Origin of the sequence: Klebsiella sp. BIGb0132 (assembly GCF_024810075.1) — a bacterium.
GTDB lineage: Bacteria > Pseudomonadota > Gammaproteobacteria > Enterobacterales > Enterobacteriaceae > Klebsiella > Klebsiella terrigena.
Window position 1 is genome coordinate 34091 of record NZ_JANUDW010000012.1, and the last position, 21493, is coordinate 55583.

General features: G+C 58.3%; 16 protein-coding genes. 7 read left to right on the forward strand and 9 right to left on the reverse strand.

The window, feature by feature from the left end:
* Window positions 1–47 precede the first annotated feature (47 nt).
* A complete protein-coding gene (locus M2416_RS23455) occupies window positions 48–806 on the forward strand; it encodes a DeoR/GlpR family transcriptional regulator (protein ID WP_041143027.1) in 759 nt (252 codons plus the stop codon).
* A gap of 6 nt (window positions 807–812) precedes the next feature.
* Here M2416_RS23455 and malT read toward each other — a convergent pair whose 3' ends face one another.
* Window positions 813–3518: an HTH-type transcriptional regulator MalT gene (malT, locus tag M2416_RS23460; RefSeq protein ID WP_045854020.1), complete on the reverse strand. Its 2706-nt coding sequence runs from the start codon at window positions 3516–3518 to the stop codon at window positions 813–815.
* A 622-nt stretch (window positions 3519–4140) separates the two neighbouring features.
* Between malT and malP the strand changes: the two genes are divergently transcribed.
* Both malP and malQ read left to right on the forward strand, forming a co-directional pair.
* Complete coding sequence (malP, locus tag M2416_RS23465; RefSeq protein WP_259227143.1) at window positions 4141–6531, forward strand: maltodextrin phosphorylase; 2391 nt, start codon at window positions 4141–4143, stop codon at window positions 6529–6531.
* A 10-nt stretch (window positions 6532–6541) separates the two neighbouring features.
* On the forward strand, window positions 6542–8632 hold the full coding sequence (gene malQ, locus M2416_RS23470; RefSeq protein WP_259227145.1) for a 4-alpha-glucanotransferase: 2091 nt from the start codon (window positions 6542–6544) through the stop codon (window positions 8630–8632).
* Window positions 8633–8748: 116 nt separating this feature from the next.
* Here the strand turns inward: malQ and gntT are convergent, their stop codons facing one another.
* From gntT to gntX, 3 genes are all read right to left on the reverse strand, one after another.
* A complete protein-coding gene (gene gntT / locus M2416_RS23475; protein WP_259227146.1) occupies window positions 8749–10065 on the reverse strand; it encodes a gluconate transporter in 1317 nt (438 codons plus the stop codon).
* A gap of 349 nt (window positions 10066–10414) precedes the next feature.
* On the reverse strand, window positions 10415–10990 hold the full coding sequence (gene nfuA / locus M2416_RS23480) for a Fe-S biogenesis protein NfuA (protein ID WP_045854024.1): 576 nt from the start codon (window positions 10988–10990) through the stop codon (window positions 10415–10417).
* A 58-nt stretch (window positions 10991–11048) separates the two neighbouring features.
* Complete coding sequence (gntX, locus tag M2416_RS23485) at window positions 11049–11723, reverse strand: DNA utilization protein GntX (RefSeq protein WP_259227149.1); 675 nt, start codon at window positions 11721–11723, stop codon at window positions 11049–11051.
* Window positions 11724–11762: 39 nt separating this feature from the next.
* Here gntX and bioH point away from each other — a divergent pair, with 39 nt between their 5' ends.
* Both bioH and M2416_RS23495 read left to right on the forward strand, forming a co-directional pair.
* Window positions 11763–12545 (forward strand): pimeloyl-ACP methyl ester esterase BioH, encoded by a 783-nt coding sequence (gene bioH / locus M2416_RS23490; protein ID WP_076946152.1) that lies wholly within the window; start codon window positions 11763–11765, stop codon window positions 12543–12545.
* A gap of 110 nt (window positions 12546–12655) precedes the next feature.
* Entirely contained in the window at window positions 12656–12925 is a 270-nt protein-coding gene (locus M2416_RS23495; protein ID WP_041143019.1) for a YdgH/BhsA/McbA-like domain containing protein, read from the forward strand.
* Window positions 12926–12979: 54 nt separating this feature from the next.
* Here M2416_RS23495 and feoC read toward each other — a convergent pair whose 3' ends face one another.
* From feoC to greB, 5 genes are all read right to left on the reverse strand, one after another.
* Entirely contained in the window at window positions 12980–13216 is a 237-nt protein-coding gene (feoC, locus tag M2416_RS23500) for a [Fe-S]-dependent transcriptional repressor FeoC (RefSeq protein ID WP_259227153.1), read from the reverse strand.
* A gap of 9 nt (window positions 13217–13225) precedes the next feature.
* Window positions 13226–15544, reverse strand: a complete 2319-nt coding sequence (gene feoB, locus M2416_RS23505) for a Fe(2+) transporter permease subunit FeoB (RefSeq protein WP_259227154.1) — start codon at window positions 15542–15544, stop codon at window positions 13226–13228.
* A gap of 29 nt (window positions 15545–15573) precedes the next feature.
* Window positions 15574–15801 (reverse strand): ferrous iron transporter A, encoded by a 228-nt coding sequence (feoA, locus tag M2416_RS23510; RefSeq protein ID WP_004868486.1) that lies wholly within the window; start codon window positions 15799–15801, stop codon window positions 15574–15576.
* A 404-nt stretch (window positions 15802–16205) separates the two neighbouring features.
* Window positions 16206–18533, reverse strand: a complete 2328-nt coding sequence (locus M2416_RS23515; RefSeq protein ID WP_076946150.1) for a Tex family protein — start codon at window positions 18531–18533, stop codon at window positions 16206–16208.
* A gap of 151 nt (window positions 18534–18684) precedes the next feature.
* Entirely contained in the window at window positions 18685–19158 is a 474-nt protein-coding gene (gene greB / locus M2416_RS23520; protein ID WP_259227158.1) for a transcription elongation factor GreB, read from the reverse strand.
* Between the two features lie 247 nt (window positions 19159–19405).
* Here greB and ompR point away from each other — a divergent pair, with 247 nt between their 5' ends.
* Both ompR and envZ read left to right on the forward strand, forming a co-directional pair.
* Complete coding sequence (gene ompR, locus M2416_RS23525; RefSeq protein WP_001157751.1) at window positions 19406–20125, forward strand: osmolarity response regulator transcription factor OmpR; 720 nt, start codon at window positions 19406–19408, stop codon at window positions 20123–20125.
* Window positions 20122–21483: a two-component system sensor histidine kinase EnvZ gene (gene envZ / locus M2416_RS23530; protein WP_041143014.1), complete on the forward strand. Its 1362-nt coding sequence runs from the start codon at window positions 20122–20124 to the stop codon at window positions 21481–21483. The genes ompR and envZ overlap by 4 nt, the downstream gene beginning before the upstream one ends.
* Window positions 21484–21493: the final 10 nt, after the last annotated feature.

Consider the following 21493-nt stretch of genomic DNA (forward strand, 5'->3'; position numbering starts at 1 on the left):
TCCCCGTCATCCATGATAAGCGAGTCAAATTTTCCCAGGGATATTGCATGAAACAAACACAACGTCATGACGCTATTATCGAGCTGGTAAAAAAACAGGGATATGTCAGTACGGAGGAGCTGGTCGAGCAATTTTCCGTCAGCCCGCAGACCATTCGTCGTGACCTGAACGATCTCGCCGAACAAAAAATGATCCTGCGCCACCACGGCGGCGCCGCGCTGCCTTCCAGCTCGGTTAACACCTCCTGGCACGACAGGAAGGCGACCCAGACCCAGGAAAAAGAGCGTATTGCCCGCAAGGTTGCCAGCCAGATCCCCGACGGGGCGACGCTGTTTATTGATATCGGTACGACGCCGGAAGCGGTGGCGCACGCGCTGCTGGAGCACAACGATCTGCGCATCGTCACCAACAATCTCAACGTTGCGAACACGCTGATGGTGAAGGATGACTTCCGCATCATTCTGGCGGGCGGCGAGCTGCGCAGCCGCGACGGCGGCATTATCGGCGAAGCGACGCTGGATTTTATCTCCCAGTTCCGCCTTGATTTTGGCATTCTCGGCATCAGCGGCGTCGATAGCGACGGCTCGCTGCTGGAGTTTGACTATCATGAGGTCCGCACCAAGCGCGCGATTATTGAAAACTCGCGGCACGTGATGCTGGTGGTGGACCATTCGAAATTCGGCCGTAACGCGATGGTGAACATGGGCAGCATCAGCATGGTTGATGCGGTTTACACCGACGTGATGCCGCCGGCGGGCGTGCTGAAGGTTATTAAGGACAATAACCTGCAGCTGGAGCTGTGCTAAACGGCGTCAGACGCCGTATCCCATCATTTTAAGCAACCGCTGGGCGTGCTGAACGGCATCCTGGCGGTGCGCGACTCCGAGCTTCTGATACAGATTGCGAATGTGCGTTTTAATGGTCGTTGCCGCGACGTCAAGCTCGCCGGCGATCTGCTCGTTGCTGTAGCCGGAATAGATCAGGCCGAGCACCTGCCATTCGCGCTGGGTCAGCGGACTGGTGCGGATAAGCTCCGGCACTTCCGGGTGGTTGAGCAGCCGTTCGACAAAGCCCTCATCGAAGTGGGCAAACTTGTGGCGATGGTGCTGGTTGATATCGCGCAGAATGCGCTGAGCGCGATGCTGCTCCAGCTCCGGCAGCGTATTGAGCTGAATAAGCTGACGCAGCTGCTGGGCCATGGCCTCGCCTTCAATAACAAAGTGATTGATAAATCCGGTACGGTTGGCGAGGGTGAGCGCTTCCAGCAGGACCTTCTGCGCCTCGCTCTTACGTCCCGCCTGCCAGTAGAGCTGGTTGAGCAGCAGCAGGTTGCGGTTAATATCGCTCATCAGGCGCAGCGAACGCGCGTTTTCATTGAGCTCTTCCAGCACCATTTCGGCGGAATCGAAATCACCGAGCAGGATTTGCGCTCTGGCGATGTTGCGCCACTGGCTCTGCAGGAAGTGGTTATTGGCAAACTCGGGCTTCGGCGTCTGGCGCAGCCAGTTGGCCGCCGCGGCTTTATCGCCGATCATCTGCCAGTAGATCACCCGCACCTTGTCGGCATTTGACACCCAGTCGCTGTGATAGTGGCCGTTGCCGAGCAGGTTTTCCAGCCGGTTCAGGTGGCTGCGGGCGTTGTCCAGATCGCCGCGCGCCAGCGAGCACTGCACCATTAGCGCCAGGCACTGCAACTGCTGCTGCGGTTGATAGGTTGAAAGGACGTCCATCCCGCCGCGCGCAGAGGCCTCGGCTTCATCCAGCCGCGCCCAGGCCCACAGCAGCTGCGCGCGAATGCGCAGCAGGAATTCGTGCATCGGCAGCTGTTCGAGATGCTGGTCGCGGATGAGCTGGAAGGCCTTCTCCTGAATTTCCCACGCCGCCTGCAGGAAGCCCTGGGCAAAGAGGATCTCGCTTTGCTGGATCATGCTCCACAGGGCGTAGTGCCAGATATCGTGGCGACGCGCCATCTGCTCGGTCTGCTGCATCACCGCCAGCGATTTGCTCAGCTGGCCCTTGCAGTGCAGCACTTCGCCGTGCACCGAGGTGGCGACGATGCGGCTGTAGTAGCTTGCCAACGGCAGCTCTTCTAAGGCCACCATCGCCAGGCGTTCGGCTTCTTCCTGATCGCCGGCGTTAATGGCGACCTGCGCGCGCAGGGCGTTAAAGTCGCCGTGCATGGCGATATCCATCTCCGCGTCCATCTCCTGCTCGGCGCGGGCCAGCAGGGTGTTCACTTCGCTATAGCGGTGCTGGCTCTGCATCAGCCAGGCCTGCAGCAGGATCAGCCGCGGGTTTTCCAGCAGGTTTGACCACGGCAGCGCCGCTAGCGACTGCTCGAGCAGCCCCAGCTCGCTGTGGTTGAACATGCCCCAGGCGTGATTCAGTAAAATGTCGCGCAGCATTTTGGCATCGCCAGCCGCCAGCGCATGGTGAATCGCTTCGCTGGGGAAGCCTTGCGCCATCCAGCCTTCTGCCGCACAGCGGTGAATTTCAGGCAGCTCGGTCGCCAGCTCCCACTGACAGCGCTGGCGCAGGAAGTTGCCGAACAGCGGATGGTAGCGGAACCACTCGCCGGAATCGTCCATGCGCTGCATGAACAGCCCCTGGCGTTCGATCTCTTCCAGCTGCATCTGGCCGTTCTCTTCGCCGGTAACGCGAACGATGAGCGCATCGTTCATCGAGCGCAGCAGCGAGCTTTTTAGCAGCACGTTACGGGTGCGCGCGTCGACGTTGTCCAGCACCTCATCGACGAGGTAGTCGGAAAGGTGGCTGGCGTTAATGCCGGCGAGGCGGCGGGCGGAGTGCTGGGCGGAGGAGTTATTCTGGCGCGCGGAGAGGGCGATGAGCTGGAGGGCCGTTGCCCAGCCGGCGACATCGTCACACAGTCTGCTGCTATCTTCGGCCTCAATCGGTGAGGCGAGGCGACAGTCGAAAAATTGTTTTGCTTCCTGATGGGTAAAGGCCAGCTGCTGGCTGCCAATCTCCAGCAGCTGATCGCGCACGCGCAGGTTGGCAATGCCCAGCTGCGGCAGGTTACGCGACAGGACGACCAGCGTCAGGTTTTCCGGCTGATGGCGCAGGAAGAAGCGCATGGCGTCGTGGATCACCGGGTTATTAATCAGATGATAATCGTCGATGACCAGGAATAGCGGGCGCTGCCACTCGGCAAGCTCGATGAACAGCTGGGCAAACAGCGAGGGCAGGCTGGCATACTGGCGCTTTTGCACCATCGTTTCGCTGGCCACGCAGTGGCCCCCGGTCGCCTGTTGAATAGAGGCGATCAGATAGCTGGCAAAGCGCTCCTGCTGGTTATCGCCTTCATCCAGCGAGAACCACCCGAGCTCATTTTTTCCTGCCGCCCACTGAGAAATTAGCGTGGTCTTGCCGTACCCGGCGGGGCTGGTGACCAGCGCGAGACGATAATTGTTCGCGCCGGAAAGTTTCGCCAGCAATCGTTCGCGAACCACGGTGTGTTCAAGGCGGACTGGGCGACTTAATTTAGACGGAATCAACATAGTTCAACATTTCGCTGTGCAAGAGAGGGGTGCGATTTTTTTTGCGCTTCGTAATTAATACCTAATAAGGTCGGCGATAATGAAAGTTATTGCAAGTTATGTCCGAATTTTATGCTCTTGAATTTGCTCTATGTCACAAATTCTCAATTAGAGCATCATCATCCTAAAACCGGTACCAGTGGGCATGACGTCTGGGTTTGCCTCACTTCCGTCTGCCAGGAAATCACTTGTATTCCCATTTTTTGTAGTTGTTTGTTTTTATTAAGTTAATGTCAGTTAATTCTGATAAGTAATCTCTTTGACGTATTTACATCATCAAACATGTTTATTTTGCTGTAGGCCTAATTGTTATTTACAGATAATTACCAGGGCCTTTTTTTATTCATCCGTGCGGTATTGGCCTGTAACAAATCTGTTAGCGCGGTAATTGAACGATATATTGTTTCGAAGCGGTGAATTTTGCAGCATCTTTTTGGTGGGAGGCTAACGTTATAGTGGCCGCGATCACACTTTTCGCTCATCCCTGCTACTCCTCCCTGCCTAATCCCTGCCGGGATGAGGACGTTACCCCGGGAGGTCGGCACACTAACGCTAACGTTTTAGTAAAGGACCCGGATTTCTTATGTCACAGACTTCTTTTAACAAAGATCGGTTTCAGGCTGCACTGACGCGTCAGTGGCAGCATTTTGGCCTACAGTCCGCTTCTGAGATGACCCAGCGTCAGTGGTGGCGTGCCGTGAGCGGCGCGTTAGCCGAGCTGCTGGCTGCTCAACCGGCGGCCAGGCCTGCGGAAGGTCAGCGCCACGTTAACTACATTTCGATGGAGTTTTTAATCGGCCGTCTGACCGGCAACAACCTGCTTAACCTTGGCTGGTATCAAGGGGTGAGCGATGAGCTGAAGGCGCATGACGTTCACCTGACTGACCTGCTGGAAGAGGAGATCGATCCGGGCCTGGGTAACGGCGGTCTGGGTCGCCTGGCGGCGTGCTTCCTGGATTCGATGGCCACCGTTGGCCAGTCGGCAACCGGCTATGGCCTGAACTATCAGTACGGCCTGTTCCGTCAGTCTTTCGACGACGGCCAGCAGGCGGAAGCGCCGGATGACTGGGGACGCAGCAGCTATCCGTGGTTCCGCCACAACGAGCAGCTCGACGTGCAGGTCGGGCTAGGCGGCAAGGTCTCGAAAAACGGACTTTGGGAGCCGGCGTTCGTGATTACCGGTGAAGCCTGGGATCTGCCGGTGCTGGGCTATCGCAACAACGTCGCGCAGCCGCTGCGCCTGTGGCAGGCTAAGCACGCGCATCCGTTCAACCTGACCAAATTTAACGACGGCGATTTCCTGCGCGCCGAGCAGCAGGGCATCGACGCGGAAAAGCTGACCAAGGTGCTCTATCCGAACGACAACCACCAGGCCGGGAAAAAGCTGCGCCTGATGCAGCAGTACTTCCAGTGCGCCTGCTCGGTTGCCGATATTCTGCGTCGCCATCACCTGGCGGGCCGTAAGCTGGCCGAGCTGGCGGATTATGAAGTGATCCAGCTGAACGACACCCACCCGACGATTGCGATCCCTGAACTGCTGCGGGTGCTGATCGACGAGCACCAGCTGAGCTGGGACGACGCGTGGGCAATCACCAGTAAAACTTTCGCCTACACCAACCACACGCTGATGCCTGAAGCGCTGGAGTGCTGGGACGAGAAGCTGGTCAAAGCGCTGCTGCCGCGCCATATGCAGATTATCAAAGAGATTAACGCCCGCTTTAAGACGCTGGTGGAGAAAACCTGGCCCGGCGACGAGCAGGTATGGGCCAGGCTGGCGGTGGTGCATGACAAGCAGGTTCGCATGGCGAACATGTGTGTGGTCAGCGGTTTTGCGGTAAACGGCGTGGCCGCGCTGCACTCCGAGCTGGTGGTGAAGGATCTGTTCCCGGAATATCACCAGCTGTGGCCGAACAAGTTCCACAACGTGACCAACGGCATCACGCCGCGCCGCTGGATCAAACAGTGCAACCCGGCCCTGGCCGCGCTGCTCGATAAATCGCTGAAAAAAGAGTGGGCGAACGATCTCGACCAGCTGATTAACCTGGAAAAGTACGCTGATGATGCGGCGTTCCGCCAGAGCTATCGCGAGATTAAGCAGGCCAACAAGGTTCGCCTCGCCGAGTTTGTGAAGGCGCGTACCGGGATCGAAATTAACCCGCAGGCGATTTTTGATATCCAGATTAAGCGCCTGCATGAGTACAAACGTCAGCACCTCAACCTGCTGAATATCCTGGCGCAGTATAAAGAGATTCGCGAAAACCCGCAGGCCGACCGCGTACCGCGCGTGTTCCTGTTCGGCGCGAAGGCGGCACCGGGCTACTACCTGGCGAAGAATATCATTTTCGCTATCAACAAGGTGGCGCAGGCCGTCAACAACGATCCGCTGGTTGGCGATAAGCTGAAGGTGGTCTTCCTGCCGGACTACTGCGTGTCGGCCGCGGAGATGCTGATCCCGGCGGCGGATATCTCTGAACAGATCTCGACGGCGGGTAAAGAAGCCTCCGGTACCGGCAACATGAAGCTGGCGCTGAACGGCGCGCTGACCGTCGGCACGCTGGACGGTGCGAACGTTGAAATCGCCGAGCAGGTGGGCGAGGAGAACATCTTTATCTTCGGTAATACCGTGGAAGAAGTTAAGGCGCTGAAGGCCAAGGGCTACGATCCGCTGAAATGGCGTAAGAAAGACAAGCTGCTGGACGCGGTGCTGAAAGAGCTGGAAAGCGGTAAGTACAGCGACGGTGATAAGCACGCGTTTGACCAGATGCTGCATAGCCTGCTCAAAGGCGGCGACCCGTACCTGGTGCTGGCTGACTTCGCGACCTATGTGGCCGCGCAGAAGCAGGTGGATGAGCTGTACCGTGACCAGGAGGCCTGGACCCGGGCAACGATCCTGAATACCGCCCGCTGCGGCATGTTCAGCTCCGATCGCTCAATTCGCGATTATCAGCAACGTATCTGGCAGGCAAAACGCTAAGGACAGGCCTATGGAGACGAAACGCCTTGATAACGCCGCGTTAGCGGCGGGGATCAGCCCGAGCTACATCAACGCGCACGGCAAGCCGCAGTCGATAGCCGCGGTGACCAAGCAGCGTCTGCTTGATGCGATGCATCGTACGACCACCGTCGCGAAGGCGGCGGTTAATCCGCTGCCGAATGTACAGGTTTTCACCCACGGCAAAAAAATGTCGCTGCCGGTGGCCGGGCACGGTGAGTTTCACTGGATCCTGACCACCGAAGAAGGGAAGCAGTATCAGGGGCAGGTAAAAGGTGGCGACACGCTGTCGCTGCCGACCAAACTGCCGGAAGGCTATCACACCCTGACGCTCACCCGGGACGGTGACCGCTGGCACTGTCGGGCGATTGTCGCCCCGGTGCGCTGCTACGAGCCGCAGGCCCTGAAAGAGGGGCAGAAGCTGTGGGGCGCCTGCGTGCAGCTGTATACGCTGCGTTCGGAAAAAAACTGGGGGATTGGCGACTTCGGCGACCTGCGCGCGATGCTGCCGGAAATCGCTCAGCGAGGCGGGGCGTTTATTGGCCTCAACCCGATTCATGCGCTCTATCCGGCCAACCCGGAAAGCGCCAGCCCGTACAGCCCCTCTTCGCGCCGCTGGCTGAACGTTATCTATATCGACGTTAACGCGGTCGAAGATTTCCGTTTGAGCAAAGAGGCGCAGGCGTGGTGGCAGCTGCCGGCGACCCAGCAGGCCTTACAGGCGGCGCGGCAGACGGATGATGTTGACTACACCGCCGTCACGGCGTTGAAAATGACCGCGCTGCGCATGGCCTGGAAAGGCTTCTCTGTCCGCAGCGATGAGGCGATGACGGAGTTTCGCCAGTTCGTTCAGCGCGAAGGGGAAAGCCTCTACTGGCAGGCGGCGTTTGATGCGCTGCACGCGCGGCAGGTCCAGCAGGATCCGCTGCGCTGGGGCTGGCCAGCCTGGCCAAAGGCGTACCAGGATATCTCCAGCCCGGAGGTGAAAGCATTCTGTTCTGAACACGCTGATGAGGTGGATTTTTACCTCTGGCTGCAGTGGCTGGCCTGTTCGCAGTTTGCCACCTGCTGGCACACCAGCCAGCGCGATGCGATGCCGATTGGCCTCTATCGCGATCTGGCGGTTGGCGTAGCGGAAGGCGGGTCTGAGACCTGGTGCGATCGCGAGCTTTACTGCCTGAAAGCCTCGGTAGGGGCTCCGCCGGATATTCTGGGCCCGCTCGGGCAAAACTGGGGCCTGCCGCCGATGGATCCGCACATCATCGTCGCCCGCGCCTATGAGCCGTTTATCGAATTGCTGCGCGCCAATATGCAAAACTGCGGCGCGCTGCGCATCGACCACGTGATGTCGGTGCTGCGCCTGTGGTGGATCCCGTACGGCGAAACCGCCGATCACGGGGCCTACGTTCAGTATCCGGTAGACGATCTGCTCTCTATTCTGGCGCTGGAGAGTAAGCGCCATAGCTGCATGGTGATCGGTGAAGATCTGGGCACCGTGCCGGTGGAAATTGTCAGCAAGCTGCGTAAGAGCGGCGTCTACTCCTACAAAGTGCTCTATTTTGAAAATGACAATGAGAAAACGTTCCGTGCGCCGCAGACGTATCCGGAACAATCAATGGCTGTGGCAACAACGCATGACCTGCCAACGCTGCGCGGCTACTGGGAAAGCGGAGACCTGACGCTCGGCAAATCTCTCGGGCTCTATCCGGATGAAGTGGTGCTGCGCGGGCTATATCAGGACCGGGAGCTGGCGAAGCAGGGGCTGCTGGATGCGCTGCATAAGTACGGCTGTCTGCCTAAGCGCGCCGGGCATAACGCGTCGCTGATGACGATGACCTCAACCCTCAATCGCGGAATGCAGCGCTACATCGCCGACAGCAACAGCGCGCTGCTGGGCCTGCAGCCGGAGGACTGGCTGGAGATGGCCGCGCCGGTTAACATTCCGGGTACCAGCACCGAGTATCCGAACTGGCGGCGTAAGCTGTCGACTTCGCTCGAGCAGATGTTTGCCGATGCGCAGGTCAACAAGCTGCTCAAGGATTTAGACAAGCGCCGCAGGGCGGTAGCAAAGAAGAAACCGTAATGAGCTAGCGCTTCCCCGGCGGCGGTCATTCGTCGCCGGGGAGGCGGCCAAAACGATAAATAAAAAGGCCGGGTAGCATCACGCATACCCGGCCTTTTTTTATGCTTAATCGACCCTTACACGACCATTCCCAGCAGCAGACAACCTACCAGGCCGCAGACCGAGATAATCGTTTCCAGCATCGACCACGATCTAATGGTCTCACCGATGGTCAGGTTGAAATACTCCTTGAACAGCCAGAATCCCGGGTCGTTGACGTGAGAGAAAATCACGCTGCCGGAGCCGACGGCGATAACCATCAGCTCAGGGCTGACGCCGGTGGTGGCGATCAGCGGAGCCGCAATACCGCCCGCGGTAATTGCCGCAACGGTCGCCGAACCCAGCGCAATACGCAGAACCGCCGCAATGGACCACGCCATAAACAGCGGAGACATGTTGGAACCATGCATCATCGAGGCGATGTACTTATCCATGCCGCTATCAACCAGAACCTGCTTAAAGGCGCCGCCGCCGCCGATAATCAGCAGCATCATGGCGATGATTTTAATCGACGAGGTCAGCGTTTCGTTGATCTGTTCCATCGAGCGGCCGCGGTTGAGGCCAAAGGTAAACAGGGCAATCAGAACGGCGATCAGCGTTGCCATCACCGGGTCACCAAAGAATTCGGCGTATCTGAGGAACGCGTGGCCTTTCGGCAGCAGCATTTCGGCAACGGCACGCATCGCCATCAGCACCACCGGCACCAGAGAGGTCCAGACGCTGACGCCAAAGCCCGGCATCTCTTCTTCAGTGAAGGTCTTCGGGTTGTGCAGGCCTTCCGGAATCGGCTTATCGATGTTTTTCAGGAAGCGGGCGAAGACCGGACCGGCAAGGATCACGGTCGGGATTGCCAGCAGCGTACCGTACAGCAGGGTTTTACCCATATCGGCGTGGAAGATAGTGGCGATCGCCGTCGGGCCCGGGTGCGGTGGCAGGAAGCCGTGGGTCACGGAGAGCGCGGCCGCCATCGGCACGCCAACGTACAGCAGCGGGATGCGGGCAGATGCGGCGATGGTGAACACCAGCGGCAGCATAAGGACGAAGCCCACTTCATAGAACAGCGCGAAGCCGACGGTGAAGCCGGTCAGAACGACCGCCCACTGAATGTGCTTTTTGCCAAATTTAGCGATAAGCGTGGTGGCAATTCGCTGCGCGCCGCCGCAGTCTGCCAGCAGCTTGCCGAGCATTGCGCCAAAGCCCATGATCAGCGCGAGGCTGCCGAGGGTGCCCCCGACGCCGTTTTTGATGGATACGATGACTTTATCCAGAGGCATGCCCTGCATAAGTCCGACGGCGAGCGCCACCAGAATCAAAGCAATGAAGCCGTTCATTTTGAAGCGGATCATCAGCAGTAATAACAGGGCGACCCCGATAGCAACGATGACTAATGGCATAATTTACCTGGCCTTTCATTTGTTATGGGTAACGTAAAATTTCAATCTTGTTCCGTTTGCTCCGGGCGGGGACACAAACTGTATGGCGCCATAAAATCGACTATCACTTCTTATCAGAAAGGATAGCTGGCTATTTTTATAGCAGCGGAACCTGAGAGAGATGATACGGGTAACATATGAAGGTTGAGAATCACCCTGGCGGTGAATATTTTAAATATGAGACTTAAGTCATACTCTTTCCCGGGTTTTTTGCACGTACGACTAACGATAAGGCGGGAGGGGTTGCGTCAGGAGGGAGCGGCCCGGCAGCAAAATACGGCCGGGCTGGGAGTGCGGTATAGCGGACGGCTTAGTAGTAGGAGTGCTCGCCGCGCTGGTGCTCGGTCAGATCGCGCACGCCTTTCAGGTCCGGGAATTCGTTCAGCAGCTGCTTCTCGATCCCTTCTTTCAGGGTCACGTCGACCATCGAGCAGCCGTTACAGCCGCCGCCGAACTGCAGGATCGCCAGGTTGTCTTCGGTGATTTCCATCAGCGTCACGCGACCACCGTGGCCGGCCAGCTGCGGGTTGATCTGCGATTGCAGCATATATTCAACGCGCTCCATCAGCGGCGCGTCGTCGGAGACTTTACGCATCTTGGCGTTTGGCGCTTTCAGCGTCAGCTGGGAGCCAAGCTGATCGGTCACGAAGTCGATTTCGGCATCTTCCAGGTACGGCGCGCTGAGTTCGTCGACGTACGCGGTCAGCTGCTCAAACTTCAGCGTCGTGTCGGTGTCTTCCACCGCATCCGGTGGGCAGTAGGATACGCCGCACTCAGCGTTTGGGGTGCCGGGATTAATCACAAATACGCGAATTTGTGTCCCTTCTTCCTGATTTACCAGCAGTTTGGCAAAGTGCGCTTGTGCAGCATCGGAAATACGGATCATAGCGTTGGCCTAATAGTTGACTATTTTACTGGGTTATTATACGCCCATCAGCAGGGGTCTACAAGGTACGGCATATACACCATACCTGAACCGTCGCGGCGCCGTTTCGCAAAAGCAGGCGGGATATCTCGGCGACGGTGCTTCCGGTTGTGACGACATCATCCACAATGGCGATATGGTGACCCCGAACCGACAATTCAAGCTGAAACGCATTTTTCAGGTTCCGTTTGCGTAACCTCGCGGTGAGCTGATGCTGAGTTGCGGTAGGGCGGCTGCGCCGCAGCGCGTCGCTGCGCCAGGCGGCGCGCGTCCAGCGGGCCAGAGGACGACATAGCAGATCGCTCTGGTTAAAACCTCGCCGCCATTGCCGCCGCTGCCACAGCGGGACGCCGACAATCCTGTCCGCCGGGGGCAGGCCTTCGCTCTGGCGGATACGCAGCAGCAGCAGGCGAGCCAGCGCCGGGGCCAGCTCCGGGCGGCGGGTAAATTTCAGCTGATGGATCAGGCCGCTGAGCGGCGGAAGGTAGTCGCTGACGGCCACCAGCCGCTGCCACGGCGGGGGATCCTGGATGCAGCGACCGCAGGGGACGCTGCCGATGCCGGCGGGCAGGCCGCAGCGTGGGCATCGGGGCTGACGGGTGGCCAGCGATGCGCTGCAGTGGGAGCAGAATCCCCAGCTGGCAATGGCCAGCGGCATTTGGCATAGCCAGCATAAGCCGTGTGCTGTTAGCATATTTCCCCCTGATATCTGGTGAAAAGAGAACAATAGCTGATGAACGACATCTGGTGGCAAACCGTGGGCGAAGGGAAGTGTCATCTTGTGCTGCTGCACGGATGGGGGCTGAATGCCGGGGTGTGGGATTGCATTACGCCGCAGCTGGCTTCGCACTTCACGCTGCACGTGGTTGACCTGCCGGGCTATGGTCGCAGCAGCGGTTTCGGCGCGCTGTCGCTGGAGGAGATGGCGCAGCAGGTGCTGAAAAAAGCCCCTGAGCAGGCCATCTGGTTGGGCTGGAGCCTGGGGGGCCTGGTGGCAAGCCAGATAGCCTTACAGCATCCTCAGCGCGTGCTGGCGCTGGTTACCGTCGCCTCTTCTCCGAGCTTCAGCGCGCACGACGGCTGGCCGGGCATTAAGCCGGAAGTGCTGAGCGGTTTTCAGCAGCAGCTCAGCGATGACTTTCAGCGCACCGTCGAGCGTTTTCTGGCCCTGCAAACGATGGGAACCGACAGCGCGCGCCAGGATGCCCGGGCGCTGAAAAGCACCGTTCTGTCGCTCCCGATGCCGTCGATAGCGGCTCTGAACGGCGGGCTCGAAATCCTGAAAACCGCCGATTTGCGCCAGCCGCTGGCGGCGCTGCCGATGCCGTTCCTGCGGCTGTACGGTCGCCTGGACGGCCTGGTGCCGCGCAAAATCGTCCCTCTTCTTGATGCAATGTGGGAACAGAGTGAATCCATCGTCTTCGACAAGGCGGCCCATGCGCCGTTTATCTCGCATCCGCACGACTTCTGCCAGCCGCTGCTGGCGTTGAAAAACCGGCTGAGGAATTATTTTTAACAGAACGTGGTAAAAATCCGGGGCATAGCAATACTTAGATTGTTGCGGCAGATGATTATTTCATTTCATCTCGGCGGCCTAAAAAAACAACCTAATGGAGAATAGAGGCTATGAAACTTATTACGGGTATTTTGACATCTCTGGTGATTGGAAGTCTGTCATTTGGCGCGTTCGCAGCGAAAGAAATTCAGAAAGACGAGGTCGCGACGATGAATCTGACCAAGGTCGGCAGCATCACCACCTCTAAAACGACCTCGCCGATGGATGCCAAGCGCGATCTGTCGAAAAAGGCGGATGAGCTCGGCGGTAAATACTTCGTGGTGATTGCCGGTAACAAAAACGAAAAAACGGTTCACGCTAACGCAGACGTCTACAAATAACCTGCGTCGACAAGTCATTCGCTAAGCGGGTCTTTCGGCCCGCTTCTCAACCCATCAACGCAGCGACCACCAGTCCGATAAGCAGGCCTTTCCTTCCGGACAGCTTTTGCAACTGCCGGAGAGGCAGCCCTCAGGGTCCTGGGCTACCCGCTGAACCTTACCCATGGCTTCGAGCCGGCTCAACATTGCGTCAATCAGCGGCTGCGGCGCGTGCAGGCGAGCGCTGAGCTGCGCGGCCTCCATTCGCCCCTGCAGTGCCAGCATATCGCGTACTTCAATCAACGACGCCATCATCACTCCTTAGTGGCAATCGCCGGCCGGGCTCTGGCAGCACGACGACGGCGTTTTGCGCGTCGCCAGCAGCGAGATCTCGACCCGACTGCGCGCGCGACGGAGCAGGCCAAAGAGCACGACGTTGAACAGCACGACGGCAAGGATGCACACCAGGCTGTAGCGCGGGTGCTGGCTAAAGCTCACGGTTTGATAGTAGAGCGTGGAGAGCGAGTATGCGATATTCAGCCCCCACAGGATGGAGAACGACATCCAGCCGCGGCTCGATTCGCGGGCGACGGCGCCCATCACCGAAATACACGGAATATAGAGCAGGACGAAAATCAGATAGCTGTACGCCGCGGCGGCATTGCCGAATTTGCTGCTCATCACGCCCATGGCGCCGGTGGCCATTTCGCCATCGCCCTTGCTGGCCTCAATCGGGTTCGCCAGCACGCTGAGGCTGAAGGTGTCTTTCAGGCTCTGCCAGGTTTCATCCGCGGCCGCCAGCAGCTCATCGCCGAGGCTAAAGGTCTGCGGATTAAACGCTTCGTTTTGAATGTTTTCCGCGGTATAGAGCGTATTTAGCGTGCCGACCACCACCTCTTTGGCCATCGCACCGGTGAACAGCCCGACGGTTGCCTGCCAGTTGTCTTCATGAACGCCAATCGGCTTAAACAGCGGGGTGATGACCCGGCTGACCGACGCCAGCGCCGAGTCGTTAATGTTATCCACCAGCTTGCCGTTGAGCGAGAAGCTGTTCAGCGCGCTGAGGAAGATGCTGACGATCACGATGACTTTACCCGCCCGCAGCACGAAGCCTTTCAGGCGCTGCCAGGTCTGGATGACCAGGCTTTTGATATGCGGCACGTGATATACCGGCAGCTCCATCACAAACGGCGAGGCTTCGCCGCGCATAATGGTGTGCTTGAGCATCAGGCCGGTGAGGATTGCCATCACGATGCCGAGCAGGTACAGCGAGAAGACCGCCAGCGCGCCGTTTTGCCCGAAGAAGGCCGCGGCGAACACGGCAAAGATAGCCAGCCGCGCGCCGCAGGACATAAACGGCGCCATCATGATAGTCATCAGGCGCTCGCGCGGCGCATCCAGCGTACGTGCGCCCATCACCGACGGCACGTTGCAGCCGAAGCCGACAATCAGCGGCACGAAGGATTTCCCCGGCAGGCCTAGCGCCTGCATCAGGCGGTCCATCACGAACGCCGCGCGCGCCATATAGCCGGAGTCTTCGAGGAAGGAGAGGAACAGGTACATCATGCCGATCTGCGGCACCAGCGGCAGCACGGTGTTAATACCGCCGCCGATCCCCTGGGCGAGGAACACGGTCAGCCACTCCGGGAGATGCAGGGTATAGCCCAGCCACTGAATGCCGTGGATAAAGATGGCCACCGATCCGGCATCGAATATTGGCTGCAGCGCGCCGCCGATGTTGATGGCCAGTAAAAACATCAGATACATGACGAACAGAAAAATGGGCAAGCCAAGCACCCGGTTGAGGATAATTTTATCCATTGCGGCGGTGAATCGGCTCGGCTCGGCGGTCAGCGTGTTGCTGACGGCATCGCAGATGGCGGCAATGCTCTGATAGCGGGCATCGGCAATATGCAGCGCCGGATCGTCAATCTCTTTGCCCAGGTTCGCAAGGGCGGCATCGAGCCTATCGGCGGCGTTGCCGGCATAGGCGCGGCTGTAGATATCGCCTTCCAGCATCTGCAGGCCGAGCCAGCAGCGCTGGCGCTGCGGAATCTCTCTGGACATGGCCTGCGCCAGTTTTTCCGCCTCGCGCAGCAGCGGCTGCGGATAGTGCACCAGCTCAATCGCCCTGTTTTCCTGATGACGATCGATAGCCATCTTCAGGGCTTCGATACCGCGGCCGCGGGTCGACACCAGCGGGATAACCGGGCAGCCAAGGCGCGCTGAGAGGGCGTCGACGTCGATGCGGATTTTCTGCTTCTCGGCAATATCCAGCATGTTCAGGGCAACGACGCAGGGGATCCCCAGCTCCAGCAGCTGGAGCGTCAGGTAGAGGTTGCGCTCAAGGTTTGATGCATCCACGACGTTAATCAGCAGGTCGGCGTCGCCGCTGAGAATATAGTGACAGGCAATCTGCTCATCCAGCGAGGTTTGTGAGGAGATGGTGGTCAGCGAATAGGTACCGGGCAGATCAACCAGGGTGACCTGATTATCCGTCGTGGTAAAGGCTCCCTCTTTACGCTCAACGGTAACGCCAGCCCAGTTCCCCACGCGCTGGCGGGCGCCGGTGAGCTGATTAAATAACGTGGTCTTGCCGGAGTTAGGATTACCAATTAAACCAATGGTTAATTTTTTCATATTTCAGACTCTTATTGCCGGGCCGGGCGTTATTGTGCAACCGCTTCCAGTTCTATTAGGTCGAGATCTTTTTTACGTAAAACCAGGCTTACGCGCCGGGTTTCGATATGCACAGGATCGCCAAGCGGCGCCACGCGTACCACGTTAAAAGATGAGCCAGGCAACATGCCAAGGGATAACAGTTTCTGCCGATAAGCCGGGCTTATATCGCGAGAGAAACCGGTAATTTTCCAAGCGCTATCAGGAGTGAATTGCATAGGGCCTACTTGTATATCGCTAACTGAACGAGAGTTTACCGTGCGCAGCGGCTGGGCGGCACCGGGGAGCATAGCCAACGAAGAAGAATAGATACTGCAAATAATGATAATGAGAATAGTTTTTATCATCAATACATAACGGGCGAAATAATAGACTTTTGGCGGAAACTTGCTGTTTTTTTGATATGACTCAAGGTCTGTGCGGTAGCAATAAATAAGTTAAATATTACTTATTTCAATTAATGTTTAATTAAGGTTTCATTAGTTAACGAATTGAAACTTTAATAAATAGAATTTCTGTCTGCATTTATTAACAGCTTACTGGAATTTATCGCGCGCCGTTTGCGCAATATTGCTGCTTTATCGGCAGGAGATTGCCCCCCGAAGCGGGGGGCAAAGAGGGGCTAGCGTTTTTTACCCATTGCCGCTGCCAGCGCGTCCATCATCGCGCTATTGCCGTTCGACTGGGCTTCACGGCCGCGCGGCTTCGCCGCTTTTGCCGGCGGACGATTGCCCTGCGGGCGCTCGCCGCCGCTGCGGCGCGAGTTGCTCTCGCCTGGCTGCTCATCCAGGCGCATCGTCAGGGCGATACGCTTACGCTGCAGGTCAACTTCCATCACCTTAACCTGGACGATATCGCCCGCTTTGACCACGGTATGCGGGTCTTCCACGAACTTGTTCGATAGCGATGAGATGTGCACCAGGCCATCCTGGTGAACGCCGATATCGACAAACGCGCCAAAGTTGGTGACGTTGGTGACCGCCCCTTCCAGCACCATGCCCGGCAGCAGATCGTTCATGGTTTCTACGCCATCAGCGAACTTCGCGGTTTTGAATTCCGGACGCGGATCGCGGCCCGGTTTTTCCAGCTCTTTGATGATGTCGGTCACCGTCGGCACGCCGAATTTCTCATCGGTGAACTCGCTGGCCTTGAGGTTGCGCAGCTCGCTGCTGTTACCCATCAGCTCTTGTAGCGCCTGCTGAGTGGCGGCCAGAATCCGCTCAACGATCGGATAGGCTTCCGGGTGAACGGTGGAGGCATCCAGCGGGTTATCGCCGTGGTTGATGCGCAGGAACCCCGCGCACTGCTCAAAGGCTTTTGGACCGAGGCGGCTCACCTTCAGCAGCTGCTGGCGGTTCTGGAACTGACCGTTTTCATCGCGCCAGGCGACGATATTCTGCGCCATCATGCGGGTCAGCCCGGCGACGCGGGTGAGCAGCGGCACGGAGGCGGTATTCAGGTCAACGCCGACGGCGTTTACGCAGTCCTCAACCACCGCATCCAGCTTGCGCGCCAGCTGGGACTGGCTGACATCGTGCTGGTACTGGCCGACGCCGATAGACTTTGGATCGATCTTCACCAGCTCGGCCAGCGGATCCTGCAGGCGGCGGGCGATAGAGACGGCGCCGCGCAGGGAAACGTCAAGGTCCGGGAACTCCAGCGCCGCCAGCTCGGAGGCCGAATAAACCGACGCCCCCGCTTCGCTGACGATCACCTTCTGCGCGGTGACCTTCGGGAACTGCTGCTGCACGTCGAGGAAGAAGCGTTCGGTTTCGCGCGATGCGGTGCCGTTACCGATAGCGACCAGCTCAACGTTGTGCTTTTGACACAGCCCGGCGACCGCCACCGCGGCTTTAGCCGCCTGGCCGGTATGCGGATAAATGGTGTCGGTGGCGACCAGCTTGCCGGTCCCGTCAACGACCGCCACCTTCACGCCGGTACGCAGGCCCGGATCGAGGCCCATCGTTGCGCGCAGACCCGCAGGCGCCGCCATCAGCAGGTCGTGCAGGTTGCGGGCAAAGACGTTAATGGCTTCATCTTCCGCACGTTCGCGTACGGTGCCCATCAGCTCGGTTTCGAGATGCATCAGGACCTTGATGCGCCAGGTCCAGCTCACCACCCCTTTACGCCAGCTATCCGCCGGAGCGCCGTTCAGGCGCAGGCCGAGATGGCTGATAATAATCTGCTCGCAGTGGCTCTCTTTCGGCGGCTCGTCGAACTGCGGGTCGGGATTCAGAGCCAGCTGCAGAATGCCTTCGTTGCGGCCGCGGAACATCGCCAGCGCGCGGTGAGAAGGCACGGTTGAAATCGGTTCATGATGATCGAAGTAGTCGCGGAACTTCGCGCCTTCCTCTTCTTTCCCACTGACCACGGTCGCGACCAGATGCGCGTTCTTCCACAGATAGTCGCGCACTTTTGCCAGCAGTCCGGCATCTTCAGCGAAGCGCTCCATCAGGATATAGCGCGCGCCGTCGAGGGCGGCCTTGGTATCCGCTACGCCGCCGTCAGCATTGATAAATTTGGCGGCTTCGGCTTCCGGATCGTGGGACGGGTCGTTCCACAGCAGATCCGCCAGCGGCTCGAGCCCGGCTTCGATCGCGATTTGCCCGCGGGTACGGCGCTTTGGCTTATACGGCAGGTAGAGATCTTCGAGCTCGGTTTTGCTCAGGGTGGTGGTGATGGCTTTTTCCAGCGCATCGGTCAGTTTACCCTGCTCGCCGATCGATTTGAGGATCGACTGGCGGCGGTCTTCCAGTTCGCGCAGATAGCCGAGGCGGGTTTCCAGATTACGCAGCTGCGTGTCATCCAGACCGCCGGTGACTTCTTTACGATAACGTGCAATAAACGGCACGGTGTTCCCTTCATCAAGCAGGCGAACGGCAGCTTCTACCTGTTCAGTCCTGGCCTGAAGTTCACCCGCAATAATGCGGCAGAGCGAATCATTCATCATGGCTTGGCTTCATCTACTGGATCAAAAAATCAGGGGATAGTTATACGGACTGGCACCGCAAAATGCCAGTCGCGGCGGAGGTCTCTCGGAATCTTCCGGGCAGAGATCCGCGAGCAAAGCGGCAAATAGAATCGCCTGATGGCACAAGGACCTATTTGACGTATTCAATGTCGTTAACGTACCAGCTCGCTTCGCCGGCGGGCGTATGGACGATAGCCAGGTCGCCGACCTCTTTTTTCAGCAGGGCGCGGGCCATGGGCGAGTCGATCGAGATATAGTCTTTGCGGCCGAAGATTTCATCGTAGCCGACGATGCGAAAGCGCTTGCGGTCGCCGCTGTCGTTTTCAATCTCGACCCACGCGCCGAAGAACACCTTGCCCTCCTGCTGCGGGGAGTAATCAACGATCTTCAGATGCTCAAGACATTTGCTCAAATAGCGTACCCGGCGGTCAATTTCGCGCAGGCGTTTTTTATTATACTGATAGTCGGCGTTTTCACTGCGGTCGCCGAGGCTTGCCGCCCATGTGACTTTTTTAGTGACTTCAGGACGCTCTTCGCGCCACAGGTAGTCCATCTCTTTTTTAAGTTTTTCATACCCTTCACGGGTGATCAGCGGCGTTTTCATTAATCGTTCTACCTTCTGACTGTCTGGTATTGCGCAGGGTTCTGTGCGGCTGCGCACAATTCGTAGCGCGTAATAATACCGACAGGATAAATAATGTGTCTTATGATTAAATGTATACTTAAGCTGCTGTTAAATATGCTTTGTAACAATTTAGCCTGGAATATATACCAGATTTAGCTGGTGGCCGGCACGGGCTTTTTTGAGAATACGCACTGACAATTGCAGTGAACCTTTGGGAGTATAAACAATGCAAGAGAATTATAAGATTCTGGTTGTCGATGACGACATGCGCCTGCGCGCGCTGCTCGAGCGTTATCTGACCGAGCAGGGCTTCCAGGTTCGAAGCGTAGCCAACGCTGAACAGATGGATCGCCTGTTGACCCGCGAGTCCTTCCACCTGATGGTGCTGGATTTAATGCTGCCTGGCGAAGATGGCCTCTCCATCTGCCGTCGCCTGCGTAGCCAGAGCAACCCGATGCCGATCATTATGGTGACGGCGAAAGGGGAAGAAGTTGACCGTATCGTGGGCCTCGAGATCGGCGCTGACGACTACATTCCCAAACCCTTCAACCCGCGCGAGCTGCTGGCGCGTATCCGCGCGGTGCTGCGCCGTCAGGCGAATGAGCTGCCGGGCGCTCCTTCGCAGGAAGAGGCGGTTATCGCGTTTGGTAAGTTCAAGCTTAACCTCGGGACCCGCGAGATGTTCCGTGAAGATGAGCCTATGCCGCTGACCAGCGGTGAGTTTGCGGTGCTGAAGGCGCTGGTGAGCCACCCGCGCGAGCCGCTCTCCCGCGATAAGCTGATGAACCTTGCCCGCGGCCGCGAATACTCGGCGATGGAGCGCTCCATCGATGTGCAGATCTCCCGCCTGCGCCGCATGGTGGAAGAGGACCCGGCGCATCCGCGCTATATCCAGACCGTGTGGGGCCTTGGCTACGTCTTCGTACCGGACGGCTCCAAGGCATGAAACGCGTGCGCTTTTCGCCGCGAAGTTCGTTTGCTCGCACCCTGCTGCTGATCGTCACCCTGCTGTTCGTCAGCCTGGTGACGACCTATCTGGTGGTGCTGAATTTCGCGATCCTGCCGAGTCTGCAGCAGTTTAATAAGGTTCTGGCCTACGAAGTCCGTATGCTGATGACCGATAAGCTGCAGCTCGAGGATGGCACCCAGCTGGTGGTGCCTCCGGCCTTTCGTCGTGAGATTTATCGGGAGCTGGGCATTTCGCTCTACTCCAACGAAGCGGCGGAAGATGCGGGTCTGCGCTGGGCGCAGCACTATGAGTTTTTAAGCCAGCAGATGGCGCACCAGCTCGGCGGGCCAACCGAAGTGCGGGTTGAGGTCAACAAAAGCTCGCCGGTGGTGTGGCTGAAAACCTGGCTCTCTCCGAATATCTGGGTGCGCGTCCCGCTGACGGAAATCCATCAGGGTGATTTCTCGCCGCTGTTCCGCTATACCCTGGCGATTATGCTGCTGGCGATTGGCGGGGCCTGGCTCTTTATTCGTATTCAGAACCGACCGCTGGTTGACCTTGAACATGCGGCGCTGCAGGTTGGGCGGGGCATTATTCCGCCGCCGCTGCGGGAGTACGGGGCGTCCGAGGTTCGCTCGGTGACCCGCGCATTCAACCATATGGCCGCGGGCGTGAAGCAGCTGGCTGACGACCGCACGCTGCTGATGGCCGGCGTGAGCCACGATCTGCGCACGCCGCTGACGCGCATTCGCCTGGCGACGGAGATGATGGCGGCAGAAGACGGCTACCTCGCCGAGTCGATCAATAAAGATATCGAAGAGTGTAACGCCATCATCGAGCAGTTTATTGACTATCTCCGTACAGGTCAGGAGATGCCGATGGAGCTGGCGGACCTGAACTCGGTGCTGGGTGAGGTTATCGCGGCGGAAAGCGGCTATGAGCGCGAAATTGCCACCGACCTGCAGGCCGGAGAGATCCCGCTGCGCATCCATCCTCTGTCCATCAAGCGCGCGCTGGCCAATATGGTGGTGAACGCCGCGCGCTACGGTAACGGCTGGATTAAGGTTAGCAGCGGCAGTGAAGCAAGCAGCGCGTGGTTCCAGGTCGAGGACGATGGCCCTGGCATCAAGCCGGAGCAGCGCGAGCACCTGTTCCAACCGTTTGTGCGCGGCGATAGCGCCCGCAGTACCAGCGGCACCGGCCTGGGGCTGGCCATCGTGCAGCGTATTATCGATAACCATAACGGTCGGCTGGAGATAGGTTCCAGCGAGCGGGGTGGGCTGTTGATTCGGGCATGGCTGCCGATTCCCGTCCATCGCGCCCTCGCGCCGGCGAGACAGAACAAAGAGAGCTGATAGCGCGTTG

What these genes read in the sequence shown, in the direction of transcription:
- M2416_RS23455 (WP_041143027.1), top strand. Translation starts at nt 48, where the DNA reads ATGAAACAAACACAACGTCATGACGCTATTATCGAGCTGGTAAAAAAA.
- malT (WP_045854020.1), bottom strand. Translation starts at nt 3,518, where the DNA reads ATGTTGATTCCGTCTAAATTAAGTCGCCCAGTCCGCCTTGAACACACC.
- malP (WP_259227143.1), top strand. Translation starts at nt 4,141, where the DNA reads ATGTCACAGACTTCTTTTAACAAAGATCGGTTTCAGGCTGCACTGACG.
- malQ (WP_259227145.1), top strand. Translation starts at nt 6,542, where the DNA reads ATGGAGACGAAACGCCTTGATAACGCCGCGTTAGCGGCGGGGATCAGC.
- gntT (WP_259227146.1), bottom strand. Translation starts at nt 10,065, where the DNA reads ATGCCATTAGTCATCGTTGCTATCGGGGTCGCCCTGTTATTACTGCTG.
- nfuA (WP_045854024.1), bottom strand. Translation starts at nt 10,990, where the DNA reads ATGATCCGTATTTCCGATGCTGCACAAGCGCACTTTGCCAAACTGCTG.
- gntX (WP_259227149.1), bottom strand. Translation starts at nt 11,723, where the DNA reads ATGCTAACAGCACACGGCTTATGCTGGCTATGCCAAATGCCGCTGGCC.
- bioH (WP_076946152.1), top strand. Translation starts at nt 11,763, where the DNA reads ATGAACGACATCTGGTGGCAAACCGTGGGCGAAGGGAAGTGTCATCTT.
- M2416_RS23495 (WP_041143019.1), top strand. Translation starts at nt 12,656, where the DNA reads ATGAAACTTATTACGGGTATTTTGACATCTCTGGTGATTGGAAGTCTG.
- feoC (WP_259227153.1), bottom strand. Translation starts at nt 13,216, where the DNA reads ATGGCGTCGTTGATTGAAGTACGCGATATGCTGGCACTGCAGGGGCGA.
- feoB (WP_259227154.1), bottom strand. Translation starts at nt 15,544, where the DNA reads ATGAAAAAATTAACCATTGGTTTAATTGGTAATCCTAACTCCGGCAAG.
- feoA (WP_004868486.1), bottom strand. Translation starts at nt 15,801, where the DNA reads ATGCAATTCACTCCTGATAGCGCTTGGAAAATTACCGGTTTCTCTCGC.
- M2416_RS23515 (WP_076946150.1), bottom strand. Translation starts at nt 18,533, where the DNA reads ATGATGAATGATTCGCTCTGCCGCATTATTGCGGGTGAACTTCAGGCC.
- greB (WP_259227158.1), bottom strand. Translation starts at nt 19,158, where the DNA reads ATGAAAACGCCGCTGATCACCCGTGAAGGGTATGAAAAACTTAAAAAA.
- ompR (WP_001157751.1), top strand. Translation starts at nt 19,406, where the DNA reads ATGCAAGAGAATTATAAGATTCTGGTTGTCGATGACGACATGCGCCTG.
- envZ (WP_041143014.1), top strand. Translation starts at nt 20,122, where the DNA reads ATGAAACGCGTGCGCTTTTCGCCGCGAAGTTCGTTTGCTCGCACCCTG.